Consider the following 16535-nt stretch of genomic DNA (forward strand, 5'->3'; position numbering starts at 1 on the left):
ACCTTAAAAGCCACTTTGAGAACCTCAGTCAAAAAGACAGGAACATTTTGGGTCTTTAGTCGTATGACGGCTGTCTATAAGCTGTCCTACAGGGCGTTGTTCTAACGTCGTACACTCACGCTAACAGATTCGCTGAGTCTCGTTACCGAGAAGTTAATTTTATTGCGTGCGCGAAAGATCAAGAGCTGTGGATAGTTTTTGCCACACTGTAAGGGGGTGCCGAAATGAGCCTGTATCGTCTGGGTGATAAATCGCCTAAGTTGCCGGATAATCAGCGCTTTTGGGTGGCCCCTGGCGCTCAGGTGATTGGCGATGTCCATGTGGGGGAGGATGTCAGCATTTGGTTTAATGCTGTGGTGCGGGCCGATAATGAGCCATTGACCATTGGCGCGCGCACCAATGTGCAGGACGGATCGGTGCTGCATTCCGACCTAGGATCGCCTTTGACGATCGGTGAGGGGGTAACGATCGGCCATAAGGTCATGCTGCATGGCTGCACGATCGGGGATAACAGCCTGATTGGGATTGGAGCGGTGGTGCTGAACCGGGCGGTGATCGGAAAGAACTCGATCGTAGGGGCGGGGGCGCTGGTGCCCGAAGGCAAGGTCTATCCTGATGGGGTGCTGCTGCTGGGCCAGCCAGCGCGGGTGGTGCGCGAACTGACGCCGGGACAGATCGAGAGCCTAAAAGGATCGGCGGACCACTATGTCGCCAATTGGCAAAGGTTTAAAGCGGATTTGGCTGAGATTTCCTGACCCGGTGCCTTGACATATCGGTTTGAGACCCAATCTCAAATAGATATGCCAAAAACTAAAGGAGGTTCCATGTCCGATCTACGCTGCCCCGTTTGCCAGAGTGCGTTTCGTGAAATTTTGCGCGAAGGTATTCTGATTGATGTCTGCACCCAATGCCGTGGTGTGTGGCTGGACCGAGGCGAACTGGATAAGCTTCTGGAACTGGCGCGTGACAATGATGGCCCGGCACCGGCCCCGCAGGAGCAACGCGCCTATCGTGATAATCCGCCGCCGCAACAACGGCCTGAGTATCGCCCTGAGCCGCAATATCGCCAACCCGAACCCCAGCCGCAGTATCGCCGCGATGACGATGATGACCGCCGCCGCGAAGCCTACGGCAAGGATAAATATTACGGTAAAGAGGGTGAGTATTACGTCGATAAATACGGCAATAAGCGCAAGAAGAAGTCCAAGCTCGAAGGCATCATGGACATTTTTGATTTCTGAGGATGTTTAACTAACGGGTCAAGGGAGCTTGCTCCCTTGCCTCTATGATCCCGCGATTGGCTAATTGATCGGCGCGTTCATTATATTCGTGACCAGCGTGGCCCTTGACCCAGTGCCAGTGGATTTTGTGGCGCTGACGGGCGGCATCGAGGCGCTTCCACAGGTCTTCGTTCTTGACCGGCTTTTTGTCGGCGGTTTTCCAGCCGCGTGCTTTCCAGCCGTGAATCCATTCCTTGATGCCCTTGAGGACATACTGGCTGTCGGCGTGCAGCTCGATTTCGCACGGTTCTTTCAGGGTCTCAAGCGCCATAATGACGGCCATCAACTCCATGCGGTTGTTGGTGGTTTCGGCTTCGTAGCCATAGAGGTCTTTTTCGTGCGGGCCGAACATTAGCACCGCGCCCCAGCCGCCCTTGCCCGGATTACCCTTGCAGGCGCCGTCGGTGTAGATTGTGACTTTTTTCATCAGACTTCTGCCAAATCTAGACTTCGGTAAGCACGCGCGGCAACTTAAACGTGACTGTCTCCTGTACGCCATTGCTCTCGATCACCTCGGCGTCATAGACATCGCCAATGGCCTTGATCAGGTCGGAGATCAGGTTTTCCGGTGCCGATGCGCCGGCCGAGACTCCCACGGTTGAGACGCCTTCAAACCAAGACCAGTCGATATGGCTGGCATCATCAATCAGATGCGCGGCCTTGGCCCCGCCACGCAAAGCGACCTCAACCAGACGCTGGGAATTAGACGACGCCTTGGAGCCGATTACCAGAAACAGATCGCAGTCTGCGCTGACGTTTTTGACGGCGTCCTGCCGGTTGGTGGTGGCGTAGCAGATGTCTTCTTTGTAGGGCATTGAGATATTGGGAAACCGGCTTTTCAGGATGCCGACGATCTCAGAGGTATCATCAACCGACAGAGTCGTTTGGGTCACAAAAGCCAGGTTTTTGGGATCAGCAGGTTCAAAAACGCGGGCCTCATCGGCGGTTTCGATCAGCCTGACCACACCCTCCGGAAGCTGGCCCATAGTGCCGACCACTTCGGGGTGACCGGCATGACCGATCAGGATGATTTCACGGCCTTCGCGGTGATGGCGCTCGGCCTCAACGTGGACCTTGGATACCAGCGGGCAGGTGGCGTCCAGAAAGAACATCTGGCGGTTTTGGGCGGCGGCGGGCACGGATTTCGGGACACCGTGGGCCGAAAAGACCACAGGCCGGTCGGTCGGGCACTGATCCAGTTCCTTGACGAACACAGCGCCCAGCGCTTTCAGCCGGTCAACCACATGTTTATTGTGCACGATTTCGTGGCGCACATAGACGGGGGCGCCGTAAAGTTCGATGGCGCGCTCCACGATCTGAATGGCGCGATCAACGCCAGCGCAAAAGCCGCGCGGTGTGGCCAGATAAACTTTCAGGGGCGATTTGGAGGCAGCAAGGTTCGACATGGGCTCAACATAAGGGCTTATGGGCGCTTTGGCTATGGCGGTCTGCAAACATATCCGCCGTGATTTGGCCTTTATCCCGCTCTAAAAACCTCTATACAACGTAACCGGGCTTGGCTATGCCTTGGGTAATATCATTATTAAGGGGCGCACACGCCATATGTCGCTGATTTCGTCTATTCCTTTGCGTCAATTATTAGCCGGTATGGCTTTGGCGGCGGTGGCGTTAAGCGCTGTTCCGACCGATAGCATTGCGCAATCGCGCCGCGGCGACCGTGATTCGGGCCGTGAAAACACCGAAAAATCCGCCGCCGATAAGGAAAAAGACAAGGAAGAATGGGAAGGTCGCGATCTGCGCCTGGATAAGCGCCGCGCTGACGGCCCATGCCCGTTCGTTAAGGTGCTGTATGACGCTGCCCGCTATCAGGATTTTGAAGGCGGCAAGGTCGCCAGCGCATCGGCTAAGTGGACCGGCGAAATCAACGGGGTCGTTTCCGACTGCGCCTACAGAGGCGGTGAGCCGATCGAGCTTGAAATGATGGTCGGGTTTTCGCTGGGTCGTGGCCCGGCGGCCGAAGGCAACCGCAATAATTATCGCTACTGGGTGGCGGTGACCGATAAGGATCAGGCCGTGCTGGCCAAGGAATATTTTGATTTGCCCGTGACCTTTGCCGATGGTCAGAGCCGCGTTGATGTAGCCACTAAGCTTGAAAACATCGTCATTCCGCGCGCGGCTTCGACCGTGGCAGGCTCGAACTTTGAGGTTCTGGTGGGCTTTGACGTGACGCCGGAAATGGCCGAGTTCAACCGCGAGGGCAAGCGTTTCCGCTATGTGACTTCGGCGCAGTAATCACACTCTATTTGATGATGACTTTTATAAGCGCTTCCGGTAACGGAGGCGCTTATTGTTTATAGGTATGACGATGACTGAACTGAAACCCGAAGCTTTTAAGGGCGCGCACGATTTCAAAACCGTTCTGGGGGATTTGACCGCCAGTGCTTTTGTGCGTGAAGGGTTTGAGGCGCGCTTTGGGCAGGTCAATGTCTCCGACCGGCCTGATCTGGCCGATTTTCAGTGCAACGGCGCGCTGGCCGTGGCCAAGGCCGCCAAGGCCAATCCCCGCGACGTGGCGGGCCGGATCACGAGCCATCTAACGGGCGACGACCATATCAAATCGCTGGAGATCGCCGGTCCGGGATTTCTGAATTTTGTGATTTCGGACAGTGCGTTGAGCGACCGCGCCAATGTGTTGCGTGAAGATGAGCGGCTGGGCGCATCGACGGTTGATACCCGCCGTAAGGTCATTATCGATTATGGTGGCCCCAATGTCGCTAAGCCCATGCACGTCGGCCATTTGCGCACCGCCGTGATCGGTGAAAGCCTGAAACGCATTATGCGTTTTATGGGCGATGAGGTCATTGGCGACGCCCACTTCGGTGACTGGGGCTATCAGATGGGGCTGCTGATCACGGCGGTATCAGATGAGCAGCCCGATCTGCCCTATTTCGATGCCGGTTTTGATGGCGAATATCCCACGCAGTCGCCGGTGACCCTGGCCGATCTGGAACGGCTCTATCCGCTGGCGTCGGGTAAGGGCAAGGAAGACCCGGACTATCGCGACCGGGCCCGTAAAGCGACCAAGGAGCTTCAGGATGGCCGTAAGGGTTACCGTGCCCTGTGGCAGCACTTTGTGACCGTCAGCCGCGAAGCCCTGATCCGTGACTATGGTGCCTTGGGCGTCGAATTTGACCTGTGGTACGGCGAATCCGATGCTGATCCCTATGTCGCGCCGATGGTTGAGGAACTGACGGCTAAGGGCTTAGTCGTGCCGGATCAGGGCGCGCAGATCATCCGGGTTGCTCGCGAAGACGATAAATCCGAAATCCCGCCGATGCTGGTGGTCTCAAGCGAAGGCTCGGCCATGTACGGCACGACCGACCTCGCCACCATCAAACAGCGCACAGTCGAATTTGCGCCGGATCTGGTGCTCTATTGCGTCGATCAGCGTCAGGCGACCCACTTTGTGCAGGTCTTCCGCGCCGCTTATCTGGCCGGTTATGCCGTCGAAGGTCAGTTGGAACACGCCGCCAATGGCACGGTCAATGGGCCGGATGGTAAGCCATTCAAGACCCGCGAAGGCGGGGTGCTCAAGCTCTATGACCTGATCGACAGCGCGCTCGAAAAAGCGAAGGTGCGCCTCGAAGAAGCCGGTCTGGGCAAGGACTTGAGCGCCGAAGATTTCGCGGATACCGCCCATAAGGTCGCCATCGCTGCGCTCAAATTCGCGGAACTGTCCAATCACCGTTTGACCAGCTATATCTTTGATCTTGATCGCTTTATGAGCTTTGAAGGCAAGACCGGGCCGTATCTGTTGTATCAGGCCGTGCGCATGAAATCCATCCTGCGCAAAGCCGCCGAGCAGGGGGTCGGCGCCGGTGCTGTGACCGTGACAGAGCCTGCCGAGCGCGAACTGGTGCTGTTGCTCGATGGGTTCGATGCGGCTCTCAAGGAAAGCTATCTCAAGCGCGCGCCGAATATTCTGGCCGATCATGTCTATCGTCTGGCCCAGACCTTTTCAAAGTTCTATGCCGCCTGTCCGGTGCTGATCGCCGAAGACGCCGCCACCAAATCCTCGCGTCTGGCGCTGGTCGAGTTGACCCTCAAGCAAATCGAAAAAGGCCTTGATTTAATGGGCTTAACCGCCCCCGATCAGATGTAGCAGGGGCACGCCCCTGCACCCGGAACTTGGAGCCGGTGGTGAGGCTGGTGAACTTTCCTCCTCCCTTGCGAAGCGGGGGAGGTGGCTTTTGAGCGCAGCGATAAAGACGGAGGGGGCAATCAGGGAACTGATTTGTCTAAGCTTTGTCGAGATAAAATCAAACAACACAGCATGGCTGGTATGCCCATTATGGCGGTGCCGATGAAAAACGCCTTATAGGCCGCAAACAGGCCCAGATCCGGCGTCAGGCCATCGACGATCTGACCGGCAAAGCCTTTGAGCAGTTTGCCGCTGAAATCGGCAATCGAATAGAGCAGGGCATAGTGCGTCAGCGAAAATTCGCGCACGCACAGCCGCGTCAGAAAGGCCACGAACGCCGCCTCGGCCACGCCATTGGCGATGTTATCAACGAACAGCGTGGCCCCAAACACATTCAAATTGCCGGGATAGGTCGCCATAACCGCAAAGCAGATATTGGACAACGGCCCGACCAGAGCCCCAATCCAGAATGACCGAGTCACCCCAATCCCCAGAATCAAAGCGCCCCCAATGGCGATGCCGACGAATGAGGCCGCAAGGCCCACGGTCGAGCGCATGGCCGCGATTTCGGTATTGCTGATGCCCGTGTCATTATAAAGCGGCAGGGCGACCGGCCCGATTAGATAGTCGGGCAGGCGATAAAGACCAACCGTGACCAGTATCAGTACCGCCGCCTTGCCGTGGGTGCCGAAAAAGCTTTTTAGCGGCTCAACGTAGAGGCTTTTGATGGTTTTGCGCTCAGTGCGGATCATGCCGTCCTCGGCCGGGCGTGGCGCGATCAGGGTGGCGACGATCCCTACGATCATGGTGGCGGCCAGCAGTAAAAACGCCACCGGCCAGCCCCAGTGCTCTGCCGGAATCAGGATCAAACTACCGCTGATCAGCACCGCGATCTTGTAGCCAAAGGCGTAAAAGGCCGGATTGAGCGCTTCGTCGGCCTCGGTTCGCGTCTGTTCGATCCGCCAGCCGTCGATGGCCGCATTTTGTGAGGCAGACGAAAACGCGACCAGCGCCGCCGAGGTAATAAACCAGCCCAAACCGCCGTTTGGGCCAATGAACGCCATAAGGCACAGGCCCGCAATTACGCCCAACTGAGCGAGCAGCATGTAGGACTGGCGCTGCCCCAACAGGCCATGAAGCACGGGCAGGCGCACCTTATCCATCACCGGCGCCCACAGGAATTTCAGGCCGTAAATAAGACTGACCCACTGCACGAAACTGGCGATGGTCAGGCTCTGACCGTCCTGCCGCAGCCATAATCCTAACGTCGTGCCGGTCAGAAGAAACGGCAATCCGGCTGAAAACCCGAACGCCAGCATCAGCCAGGCCGCGGGATGTCTGAGGGCATCAAGCACGGGCTTAAGGCGGGTTCGGGCGGCAGTAAGGGGGGGCATGGGCGGATATCCCTGTGGTGATCTCAGAGCAAAGCCGATTCTACGCGAAAACAACAGGTTTTCATGAGGGGCCGCGCACAAAGCGCTTCACAGGGCTGAACGCAGCCTCTATGTTCCGGCCATTATCAGTAAGAGCTGACTTATAATTATGACCGTTAAAACTGCCGAGCCGTTAAGTTTCCAGGACCTGATCCTGACCCTGCATGCCTATTGGAGCAAACAGGGCTGTGCGATTCTCCAGCCTTATGATGTGGAAGTAGGGGCCGGAACGCTGCATCCGGCGACGGTGTTGCGCGCCCTCGGCAAAAAGCCGTGGAAGGCCGCCTATGTGCAGCCGTCGCGCCGCCCGGTCGATGGTCGTTACGGTGAAAACCCTAACCGTTTGCAGCACTATTACCAGTATCAGGTCATCCTGAAGCCCAACCCCGAAAACCTTCAGGAACTTTATCTGGGCTCGTTGAAGGCTATTGGTCTTGATCCGGATCTGCACGATATCCGCTTTGTTGAAGATGACTGGGAAAATCCGACTGTCGGGGCCTGGGGGCTGGGTTGGGAAGTGTGGTGCGATGGCATGGAAGTCACGCAATATACCTATTTTCAGGGCGTCGGCGGGATCGAAGTCGATGTGGTGTCGGGCGAACTGACCTATGGCCTGGAACGTCTGGCCATGTATGTGCAGAACGTCGATAATGTTTATGATCTGCGCTTTAACAATGCCGGTACGACCTACGGCGATGTGTTTAAGGAGCAGGAGCGCCAGTTCTCGGCCTTTAACTTTGAGGCGTCGGACGTTGACACCTTAAAGCGCCAGTTCGAGGACATGGAGCGAAATGTCACCCGTATACTGAACACGGAAAACAGCCTCGGTTATAAGCTGGTGCTGCCTGCCTATGACCATGTGCTTAAGGCGTCGCACCTGTTTAACCTGATGGATGCCAGAGGTGCGATCGCGGTGGCCGAACGCCAATCTTACATCGGCCGTATCCGTGATTTGTGTAAGGCCTGCGCGCTCGAATGGGCCGCGCAGGAAGAGACCCGTGGTGATACCGCGCCCGTTGTCAGCCTTTAAGATTTCAGATTAAGAATATCCCATGCCTCAACTATTGATCGAGCTGTTTTCCGAAGAAATTCCCGCCCGTATGCAACTGAGCGCGGCGCGTGATTTCGAGCGTCTGTTTGATGCCAAACTCAAAGCCTCCGGCCTTAGCTATGAGACCTTGAAAGCCTATGTCGGGCCGCGTCGTCTGGTGCTGCATATCGAAGGTTTGCCGCTGGAACAGGCGGCCGTATCAGAAGAGGTCAAAGGGCCACGCGAAGGGGCCCCGCCCCAGGCACTGGAAGGCTTTCTGCGTAAAACCGGCCTGACAGTCGATAAGCTGGTGATTGAAAACGATGTCTATATTGCCCGGATTGAGAAAGCTGCGCGCAAGACCACTGAGGTTTTGGGGGCGATCCTTGAGGACGTCATCCTAAACTTTCCGTGGCCGAAGTCGATGCGGTCGGGCACCTCGACCTTCCGCTGGGTGCGGCCATTAAAGCGCATTGTTTTTCTGTTTAACGGCAAGGTCATTCCGTTTGAACTTGAAGGCATTACAGCCTCGAATGTCACCGAAGGGCACCGGTTTTTAGGCTCGAAAAAGCCGTTCAAGGTTTCAGATTTCGATAGCTATAAGAATAGCTTGACCGAAAATTTTGTCATTCTGGATCACTATGAGCGCCAGAATATCATCCTCAGCAAAGCGCGCGAAGCCTGCACCAAGGCGGGGCTGACCTTGATGGATGATCAGGGCCTGCTGGAGGAAGTGGCGGGCCTAAGCGAATGGCCGACGCCGCTGCTCGGCAATATGGACCCGAAGTTCCTGACCCTGCCGCCGGAAGTCATCAAGACGTCGATGAAAACCCACCAGAAGTATTTTGCCGTCAAGGATAACAAGTCCGGTAAAATGGCCCCGCATTTCGTGGTGGTCTCCAACATGGCGGCGGCGGATGGTGGCGAAGAAATCAAGCGCGGCAATGCCAAGGTTTTGTCGGCGCGCCTGTCAGACGGGGTGTTCTTCTGGTCGGAAGATAACCGCGCTGGTAATTTCGACGCCTGGTTGGAAAAGCTGAAAGGCGTGACCTTCCACGCTAAGCTCGGCACGCTTTATGAGCGGGTGCAGCGCCTGAAACTCATAGCAGAAGATATCGCCCCTCTGATGCGGGCTGATGTGGCGGCATCCGGTGAGGCCGCACGTCTGGCCAAGGCGGATCTGGCGTCCTTCATGGTTGGGGAATTCCCCGAACTTCAAGGGGTTATGGGCGGTTATTATAGTGTCGCCGCCGGTCATCGCCCGGAGATTTCCGAAGCTGTGCGCGATCATTATAAACCGCAGGGGCCGTCCGATACTGTGCCTGCTCATGTAGTAGCGGCAACGGTCGCTTTGGCCGATAAGGTCGACACTCTGGTTGGCTTTTTTGCCATTGACGAAAAGCCGACAGGCTCAAAAGACCCCTATGCGCTGCGCCGCGCCGCCCTTGGGGTATTGCGTATCCTGCGTGAGCATTGCGTGCGGGCAAGTTTAAGCGAACTGGTCGAAGCGTGGTATAAATCAACATTGACCTACGCTAATGCTGATCGTGCGGTCCATGTCGATACTGAAAACTGGCGCGGATCAGCCGGGCCGCGCTGGGATAAGGGCACGACCGACACCTATGAGAACTATCTGCGCGACTTCAAGCAGGGCCTGCTGGAAAGCCAGATCTGGGTGGTGCCGAATACGCGCGACTATGACCTTGATATCCTGTTTGAGCATGTCACCAACAAGCAGGAAATTAAGAACGCCGTCCTGACCTTCCGTCCTTTCGAGGTGGTGAAGACTGAGTTCCTTGAGTTTTTCGCCGACCGTCTCAAGGTGCAGTTACGCGACGAAGGCGTTCGGTTTGACCTGATCGAGGCCGTGTTTGCCCTGAAAGATGATGATGTCATCCGCATGATCGAACGCATCCGTGCCTTGGAATCCATCATTGATACGGCTGAGGGGCAGGACGTTCTGGCGCTCTATAAGCGCGTCGCCAATATCCTCAATGCTGAGGCCAAAAAGGGTGAATTGCCGACCGGCCATGCGCGTATTCTGGCGGGCGCGCCGGAGGTCGAAACTGACCTGATCGCGCGCATGTCGGGTGTGGGCGCTACGGTGCGTCAGCATATCGAGGGCGAGGCCTATTTGGAGGCTCTTAAAGCGCTGTCGACCTTGCGTGGCGCGGTCGATGCCTTCCTTGACGGGGTGCTAGTCAATGCCGAGGATGCGTCGGTGCGTCAGAACCGTCTGGCGCTATTGGGCGACATTCGCGGCTTGGTGGAAAGCGTGGCTGACCTGTCTAAGATTACCCAATAATGGAAAATTTATGATGCAGCCGCTTAAGCTCGACCCGTCATATCTGTGGCGGGTTGGCGGCACTGAAAAAATATGTTGTAATTACTTATTCAAACATAACGGGTTTTAGGATTATATCGCCGTAGGATGCGCAGTTTTTGCAACGCAACGCATATCGAGTCAGTTTAAAGCGTAATTTTTATAAATGAGTAGTCCGGATGCTTCATTCCGGCACAACGGCAACAAATAAATACTACAAATGATCCCATGCTCAAGTGGGACGTTTAATAAATCAACTTGGTCAGACAAGTTGCCACAGGGGTGTTTTAAACCTGTGGCAAGGCAAAAAAGGGAATATCATGTCACATCACTGGGTCTATGCTTTCGCAGCAGGGGCAGCTGACGGCAATGCCGGTATGAAAAATCTTCTCGGCGGCAAGGGTGCCAACCTCGCCGAGATGTCATCGCTGGGACTGCCGGTGCCGCCGGGCTTTACCATCACCACTGAGGCCTGCGTCCACTATTATAAGAACAGTCAGACCTTTCCGGACGGGCTGGAGGCCGAGGTGGCCGAGGCGCTGAAGCGGCTTGAGGCGACGACCGGCAAGGGCTTTGGCAGCGTCGATAATCCGCTGCTGGTGTCGGTGCGCTCCGGTGCGCGGGCGTCGATGCCGGGCATGATGGACACGGTTTTGAATCTTGGCCTGAACGATGCGACCATCGACGGGCTGGCCAAACTGACCGGAGATCGCCGTTTTGCGCTGGATTGTTATCGCCGGTTTATCACCATGTATTCCAACGTGGTGTTAGGTGTCTCTCACCACGGCTTTGAAGATATTCTGGACGACCATAAGGACCGTTTGGGCATTACGATCGACACCGATCTGACCGCCGAGGACTGGACGCGGGTAATTGCCGATTACAAGGCCAAGGTTAAGGCCGATCTGGGCCATGACTTCCCGCAGGACCCGCAGGATCAGCTCTGGGGTGCGGTTAAGGCCGTGTTCGGGTCGTGGATGAACGATCGCGCCAAGTTCTACCGCAAAATGCACGACATCCCCGAAGACTGGGGTACGGCGGTCAATATCCAGTCGATGGTGTTTGGCAATATGGGTGACACGTCGGCGACCGGTGTGGCCTTTACGCGTAACCCGTCGAATGGCGATGCCAATCTTTATGGTGAGTTCCTGCTCAACGCGCAGGGCGAGGACGTGGTGGCGGGTATCCGCACGCCGCAGGCCCTGACCAAGCGCGCCCGCGAAGAAATGGGTGATCGCCAGCCGTCGATGCAGGAAGCTTTGCCGGACGTGTTTGCGCAGTTTGAATCAACGGTTGATACGCTGGAAAAGCACTACCGCGATGTTCAGGACGTGGAGTTTACGGTTGAACAGGGTAAGCTGTTCATGCTGCAAACCCGGAACGCCAAGCGCACCTCAAAAGCCGCCCTCAAGATTGCGGTCGATATGGCGCGCGAAGGTTTGATCACGCCGCAGGAAGCCTTGATGCGCATTGAGCCGTCGAGCTTCGATCAACTGTTGCACCCGATGCTCGACCCCAAGGCCGAGCGGACGATTATTGCCAAGGGCCTGCCGGCATCGCCGGGGGCGGCTTCGGGCAAGATCGTGTTTACGGCCGATGACGCGGTGCGTCTGGCGGCGGCAGGCGAAGAGGTCATTCTGGTGCGTGATGAAACCTCACCCGAAGATATCCACGGCATGCATGCGGCCCGCGCCATTGTGACGGCACGCGGCGGCATGACCTCCCACGCGGCGGTTGTGGCGCGCGGTATGGGCCGTCCGTGCGTGTCGGGTGCTGGCGAATTGCAGATCTACACCGAGCGTGGCGAGTTTTCGGCGCGTGGTCAGACCTTCAAGTACGGCGATATCGTTACGCTTGATGGCTCGACCGGCGAAATCTACAAAGGCTCGATCCGCATGATCGAACCGGAGTTTTCGGACGATTTCCATCAGATCATGACCTGGGCCGATGAGTTCCGCACGCTCAAGGTTCTGGCCAATGCCGAAACGCCGACCGATGCCCATACGGCCAAGGGCTTTGGCGCGGAAGGTATCGGCCTGTGCCGCACCGAGCATATGTTCTTTGATGATGAGCGCATCACCGCCGTGCGGGAAATGATCCTGGCCGATGACGAAGCCGGCCGCCGCAAGGCTTTGGCGAAAATCCAGCCGATGCAAAAGGCCGATTTTCTCGAACTGCTTTCCATCATGGATGGTCTGCCGGTGACTATTCGTTTGCTCGACCCGCCGCTGCATGAATTCCTGCCGCACACGCCGGAAGACATCAAGCACGTCGCCGAAGTGACCGAAGTGTCCGAGGAAAAGCTCTATAAGCGCACCAAGGAACTGTCGGAAACCAACCCGATGCTGGGCTGGCGCGGCTGCCGTCTGGGGATCACCTTCCCGGAAATCTATGAGAGCCAGCTTCGGGCGCTGTTTGAAGCCGCGTGCGATCTGGTCAAGCAGGGCAAATCGCCCAAGCCTGACATCATGCACCCGCTGGTGGCCACCCGTGAAGAAATGGCCAAGCTGACGACCATGACCCATGCGATCGCCCGCGAAGTGATCGAAGCGTCGGGCGTGGCCTTGGAATACAAGGTCGGCACCATGATTGAACTGCCGCGGGCGGCTTTACTGGCTGACCGGCTGGCGGAAACGGCGGAGTTTTTCTCCTTTGGCACCAACGACCTGACCCAGACGACTTACGGCATCAGCCGTGACGATTCGGGCCGGTTCCTCAATCCCTATATCGAAGCCGGTATTTTTGACAAAGACCCGTTTGTGACCCTGGATCAGGACGGCGTCGGCGCGCTGATCAAGATGGCGGCTGAAAAGGGCAAGGCAACGCGCCCTGACATCAAGCTTGGCATCTGCGGTGAGCATGGTGGCGATCCGGCCTCGATCGAGTTCTGCCATAAGGCTGGGCTGAACTATGTGTCGTGTTCGCCTTACCGCGTGCCGGTCGCAAGGCTTGCGGCCGCACAGGCGGCGATCCGGAACGCGTAAGCTTACCCAAACTACCGTAAAAAATGCGTCGCCTTATGGCGGCGCATTTTTTACGTGCCCCCTTGTTGCGCATTTACCATATCGGCCAAAAGACGTTCGCGCCGCTGGGGTAAAGTCTGGAAAATTACGCATCCCTGCCGCAAAGGTCGGTTGTCTTGTCACCGGTTTGGCCCTACATCATTAGGGTTAACGACGCGCGGACATAATACGGGGGTTATATGTCATCACTTAAGGTCTGGGGGCTGGGGCTGATCGCCATGAGTATCATGGGCGCTTTTGGCGTGCGTGAGCGGCTGATCACGATTGAGACCGGTATCCGGACGCAGGTTGATACGGCGCTGAAAGCCGAAGGTATCGACGATATCGAGGCTGTGGTTGATGGTCAGGCCGTAACCCTTAAACTTAAAGACGGGGCGACATCGCCCGATGGCCGCCAAAGACTGCGTGATGCTAAATCCGTGGTGATGAGCCTCGATAACGGTTTGCCCGCCAACTATACCGACATTGATGTGCCTGAGCTTGGGCCGCAGCGCGTCAGCCTGAAAGGGCAGGGCGGGCCGATATTCGGGCCGGTGACGCGGGTGACCCTGACGCCGGTATCAGCGCGTGAACATTCCCCTGCGGTTATGACCGCGACCGACGAAGCGGCGGCTGAGGTTACGACTGAGGCCTTACCGGCGGCGACCGGACGTGTGGCAACAGTGGTGACACAGGATGCGCCTCATCCGGCTCACAGGGCGGTGTCGGCGGGGGATGTGGCCACGGATAGCTATGGCCCGGCACCGAAAAAGCCTGCTGTGCCCGCCTATATGCAGGATCTGCCGCCAAGTGAACACAAGGGCAGGGTAACCAAAACCGACTACCACGGTGATGATTTATCATCGCCGGGAAATTCATAGGGGGCGGGGATGCTTTATCTGATTTCAGAATTACGCTGGTTTATTGTGGGGGCCGTTATGATCGGTTTCCTGACCGGGTTTCTGGCCCGTAAAGCCAGGTAGGGGGATGTTATGCAGGTCATGATGTTACAGGCGTTGGTGTTATGCCTCATCGGTTTTGCGCTGGGGGGCGGCATTGGCTGGCTTGTGGCCGGTTCGAACAAGGCGGCGAAAAAAGTATCGAAGCCGCAGCCAGTGGCTAAGCCGTTTGTGGCCCACAACTGGGACTGGGAAACACCGGCCAAGGCGGAGGCCGAGGTTGTGCCTGTACCCGTAGCCGAGCCAGTCAGAGCCGCGGCACCCGTTGTGGCGTTGTTTGAAACCCCATCTGCCGCGCAAGTGTTTGAAGAGCAAGTATCTACGCCGGTAGCCTCACCCACCAGTGTGCCTGAAGTGGCGGTAGAGACCGAAATCGCTTACGAAGACCGCAGTGATCGGGCCAGATTAGCAACCGCCGAATCGACCCCCATATCGACCTTAGCGGTCATGACGCCGGATAGTGTGGCCGCCGCTGTGGTTCAGGCGGGCGCGGGCCTTGAGCCCATGCGATTGTCAACCTCCCAAGGCCATGCCGATGATCTGCATATCATCTCCGGTATCAGTCCGGCGCTGGAAAAGACCCTGAATGTGTTGGGTATCTATCACTTCTGGCAGGTGGCAAGCTGGACACCGGAAAATGTCGCCTGGCTGGCCCACCGGATAGACAATGGCGACCGCATCGCCCGTGAAAACTGGATGGCGCAGGCCGCCCGTTTGCAGCAGTCACGACTGGCGAAACTGGCTTAACGCAAGGTCGGCAGGCTTAAGCCCTGCGACGGACTAAAGCGGAACTGATCGCGGTTATAGCTATAAAGCTCCGCCGGTCGTCCGCCGGTGTCATCATTATAAACCCCCAGCGGCGTCACAAACCCGGTGCGATCGAGCGCGCGGCGAAAGTTTTGCTTATGCAGGTTCAGGCCGGTTATGGCCTCAAGTGCGCGTTGCAACTCCAGCAGAGTGAACCGCTCCGGCATCAGTTCGAAAATCACCGGGCGGTATTTGATCTTGCCGCGCAGTCTGGAAAGTCCCGTGGCGATGATGCGTCGGTGATCCGACATCATTTCATGGCCGCCGGTGCGCGGATCAGGTGCCTTACCCTGATGGCGGTGGGCTTCGGGGATAAGACCAGCGTCGTACAGCAATTCATAGCGATCAAGGACACGCTCTTCGTTCCAGTGATCGAAATCTTCGGGAAACAGGGTCTGGACGCGCATCTGACGCACCGCCTGTTCCGGGCCTGCGACCGTGTTCGCCCACTGATCCAGCACAGGCTTAAGCTGTTTAAGGCAGACGGGTTGGCCCTCACGCCAGTCTTCCCACGGAAAGAGTTCGCTAAACGCCACCCACTCGGTTTTCAGGCCAGTGTGAAAGGCCTTATCCGGTGTCAGGGCCAGATAACCGAGCGATATAATTCGCTCGGCCTGCTGATCGGCGACGGCGTGACCTTCGGTGATGACGGGGGCATAGCGGCCATCATCGCCAAAGGTATAGAGCTGTTCGACATAGCCGATGGTAAAGCCGGTCTGTTCCGTCACAAACGCCCGCAGCGCCAGATCAAAGGTGCGATGGTTATGGGGCAGGAACGGCCCTGACGGCAGGGCCAGTTGCGGTCCGTCCTGACGCAGGCCGTCATAGGGCAGACACAGGACAAACGCCTGATGATCCCGGATGGTGACGACCACAGCGGACAGTTCGATGACGAGGGACACTGAAAACCTCCGGTCAGGCGTTCAGCATTGCACTAAGCTGGTTGAACCTGTCAATGAAGCGGGTCTTGGCGGTCAGGCAGTCCCACGCATGTAATCTCAACGCATAACCCTCCGGCGGATGACCGAAAAAGGTTCGTGCCTCATCGGGTGAGAAGCCGACCAGTTGCGTGGCCTCGAAATAGGCGCAGCCGTGATCAGCTTGTTTGATCAGGACCTTGATCTCTTTGGGCATCAGCGCGGGCAAACCAAAGCGGATATGGATGGCTTGCTCCAGATGATCTTCAAACCGGCGATAGTCAAAACCCAAGGCCGCCTTGAACGGCGAAATCATGTCGCCGATAACATATTCGGGCGCGTCATGCAGCAGGGCCATCAGCCGCCATTTGGCCTCAAGATCCGGCACGATATGGGCGCAGATATCTTCGACAATCAGACTATGCTGAGCCACGCTGAAACCATGATCGCCCAGGGTCTGGCCGTTCCAGCGGGCCACCCGCGCAAGGCCCAGCGCGATATCTTCGATTTCGATATCGATCGCCGCCGGATCGAGCAGGTCGAGCCTGCGACCGGACAACATGCGCTGCCAGGCACGGGGTGGTAATTTCGTAGCGGTTTTACGGGCTTTGGTCATGTCAAG

The 16535-nt window shown here is 57.1% G+C and carries 14 protein-coding genes; 9 read left to right on the forward strand and 5 right to left on the reverse strand.

The window, feature by feature from the left end; translation table 11 throughout:
- Positions 1-224: 224 nt before the first annotated feature.
- Both IE102_RS13420 and IE102_RS13425 read left to right on the forward strand, forming a co-directional pair.
- Positions 225-755 (forward strand): gamma carbonic anhydrase family protein, encoded by a 531-nt coding sequence (locus tag IE102_RS13420; RefSeq protein WP_189487528.1) that lies wholly within the window; start codon positions 225-227, stop codon positions 753-755.
- 69 nt (positions 756-824) lie between these two features.
- Positions 825-1241 (forward strand): TFIIB-type zinc ribbon-containing protein, encoded by a 417-nt coding sequence (locus IE102_RS13425; protein ID WP_189487529.1) that lies wholly within the window; start codon positions 825-827, stop codon positions 1239-1241.
- 10 nt (positions 1242-1251) lie between these two features.
- Here IE102_RS13425 and rnhA read toward each other — a convergent pair whose 3' ends face one another.
- Both rnhA and ispH read right to left on the reverse strand, forming a co-directional pair.
- Positions 1252-1707 carry a ribonuclease HI gene (gene rnhA / locus IE102_RS13430; protein ID WP_189487530.1) on the reverse strand — a complete coding sequence of 152 codons (456 nt, stop codon included), beginning with the start codon at positions 1705-1707 and terminating at the stop codon, positions 1252-1254.
- Positions 1708-1723: 16 nt separating this feature from the next.
- Positions 1724-2686 carry a 4-hydroxy-3-methylbut-2-enyl diphosphate reductase gene (gene ispH / locus IE102_RS13435; RefSeq protein ID WP_189487532.1) on the reverse strand — a complete coding sequence of 321 codons (963 nt, stop codon included), beginning with the start codon at positions 2684-2686 and terminating at the stop codon, positions 1724-1726.
- A 157-nt stretch (positions 2687-2843) separates the two neighbouring features.
- On the opposite strand from ispH, the gene IE102_RS13440 reads away from it, so the two are divergent.
- Positions 2844-3533, forward strand: a complete 690-nt coding sequence (locus IE102_RS13440; protein WP_189487534.1) for a Tat pathway signal sequence domain protein — start codon at positions 2844-2846, stop codon at positions 3531-3533.
- Between the two features lie 73 nt (positions 3534-3606).
- Positions 3607-5403, forward strand: a complete 1797-nt coding sequence (gene argS, locus IE102_RS13445; protein ID WP_189487536.1) for an arginine--tRNA ligase — start codon at positions 3607-3609, stop codon at positions 5401-5403.
- A gap of 119 nt (positions 5404-5522) precedes the next feature.
- Here the strand turns inward: argS and IE102_RS13450 are convergent, their stop codons facing one another.
- Positions 5523-6836 (reverse strand): AmpG family muropeptide MFS transporter, encoded by a 1314-nt coding sequence (locus tag IE102_RS13450; RefSeq protein ID WP_189487538.1) that lies wholly within the window; start codon positions 6834-6836, stop codon positions 5523-5525.
- Positions 6837-6984: 148 nt separating this feature from the next.
- Here IE102_RS13450 and IE102_RS13455 point away from each other — a divergent pair, with 148 nt between their 5' ends.
- The 5 genes from IE102_RS13455 to IE102_RS13475 all read left to right on the forward strand — a co-directional run bounded on the left by IE102_RS13455 (position 6985) and on the right by IE102_RS13475 (position 14936).
- Complete coding sequence (locus IE102_RS13455; protein WP_189487540.1) at positions 6985-7905, forward strand: glycine--tRNA ligase subunit alpha; 921 nt, start codon at positions 6985-6987, stop codon at positions 7903-7905.
- Positions 7906-7927: 22 nt separating this feature from the next.
- On the forward strand, positions 7928-10210 hold the full coding sequence (gene glyS / locus IE102_RS13460) for a glycine--tRNA ligase subunit beta (RefSeq protein WP_189487542.1): 2283 nt from the start codon (positions 7928-7930) through the stop codon (positions 10208-10210).
- Between the two features lie 338 nt (positions 10211-10548).
- Complete coding sequence (gene ppdK / locus IE102_RS13465) at positions 10549-13212, forward strand: pyruvate, phosphate dikinase (RefSeq protein ID WP_189487544.1); 2664 nt, start codon at positions 10549-10551, stop codon at positions 13210-13212.
- A 218-nt stretch (positions 13213-13430) separates the two neighbouring features.
- Complete coding sequence (locus tag IE102_RS13470) at positions 13431-14111, forward strand: hypothetical protein (RefSeq protein ID WP_189487546.1); 681 nt, start codon at positions 13431-13433, stop codon at positions 14109-14111.
- A gap of 111 nt (positions 14112-14222) precedes the next feature.
- The gene (locus IE102_RS13475; RefSeq protein ID WP_189487549.1) at positions 14223-14936 is read left to right on the forward strand and encodes a helix-hairpin-helix domain-containing protein; all 714 of its coding nucleotides are present in this window, start codon (positions 14223-14225) and stop codon (positions 14934-14936) included.
- On the opposite strand, the gene IE102_RS13480 is transcribed toward IE102_RS13475, so the two are convergent.
- Entirely contained in the window at positions 14933-15898 is a 966-nt protein-coding gene (locus tag IE102_RS13480) for an NUDIX hydrolase (protein WP_189487550.1), read from the reverse strand. The two genes, IE102_RS13475 and IE102_RS13480, sit on opposite strands and share 4 nt — an antisense overlap.
- Positions 15899-15911: 13 nt before the next feature.
- A complete protein-coding gene (locus IE102_RS13485; RefSeq protein ID WP_189487552.1) occupies positions 15912-16529 on the reverse strand; it encodes an HD domain-containing protein in 618 nt (205 codons plus the stop codon).
- Between the last annotated feature and the right edge of the window lie 6 nt (positions 16530-16535).

Source organism: Asticcacaulis endophyticus (assembly GCF_014652575.1).
Lineage (GTDB): Bacteria > Pseudomonadota > Alphaproteobacteria > Caulobacterales > Caulobacteraceae > Asticcacaulis > Asticcacaulis endophyticus.

Coding starts and splice junctions, on each gene's coding strand:
- IE102_RS13420 (WP_189487528.1), top strand. CDS start 225: ATGAGCCTGTATCGTCTGGGTGATAAATCGCCTAAGTTGCCGGATAAT.
- IE102_RS13425 (WP_189487529.1), top strand. CDS start 825: ATGTCCGATCTACGCTGCCCCGTTTGCCAGAGTGCGTTTCGTGAAATT.
- rnhA (WP_189487530.1), bottom strand. CDS start 1,707: ATGAAAAAAGTCACAATCTACACCGACGGCGCCTGCAAGGGTAATCCG.
- ispH (WP_189487532.1), bottom strand. CDS start 2,686: ATGTCGAACCTTGCTGCCTCCAAATCGCCCCTGAAAGTTTATCTGGCC.
- IE102_RS13440 (WP_189487534.1), top strand. CDS start 2,844: ATGTCGCTGATTTCGTCTATTCCTTTGCGTCAATTATTAGCCGGTATG.
- argS (WP_189487536.1), top strand. CDS start 3,607: ATGACTGAACTGAAACCCGAAGCTTTTAAGGGCGCGCACGATTTCAAA.
- IE102_RS13450 (WP_189487538.1), bottom strand. CDS start 6,836: ATGCCCCCCCTTACTGCCGCCCGAACCCGCCTTAAGCCCGTGCTTGAT.
- IE102_RS13455 (WP_189487540.1), top strand. CDS start 6,985: ATGACCGTTAAAACTGCCGAGCCGTTAAGTTTCCAGGACCTGATCCTG.
- glyS (WP_189487542.1), top strand. CDS start 7,928: ATGCCTCAACTATTGATCGAGCTGTTTTCCGAAGAAATTCCCGCCCGT.
- ppdK (WP_189487544.1), top strand. CDS start 10,549: ATGTCACATCACTGGGTCTATGCTTTCGCAGCAGGGGCAGCTGACGGC.
- IE102_RS13470 (WP_189487546.1), top strand. CDS start 13,431: ATGTCATCACTTAAGGTCTGGGGGCTGGGGCTGATCGCCATGAGTATC.
- IE102_RS13475 (WP_189487549.1), top strand. CDS start 14,223: ATGCAGGTCATGATGTTACAGGCGTTGGTGTTATGCCTCATCGGTTTT.
- IE102_RS13485 (WP_189487552.1), bottom strand. CDS start 16,529: ATGACCAAAGCCCGTAAAACCGCTACGAAATTACCACCCCGTGCCTGG.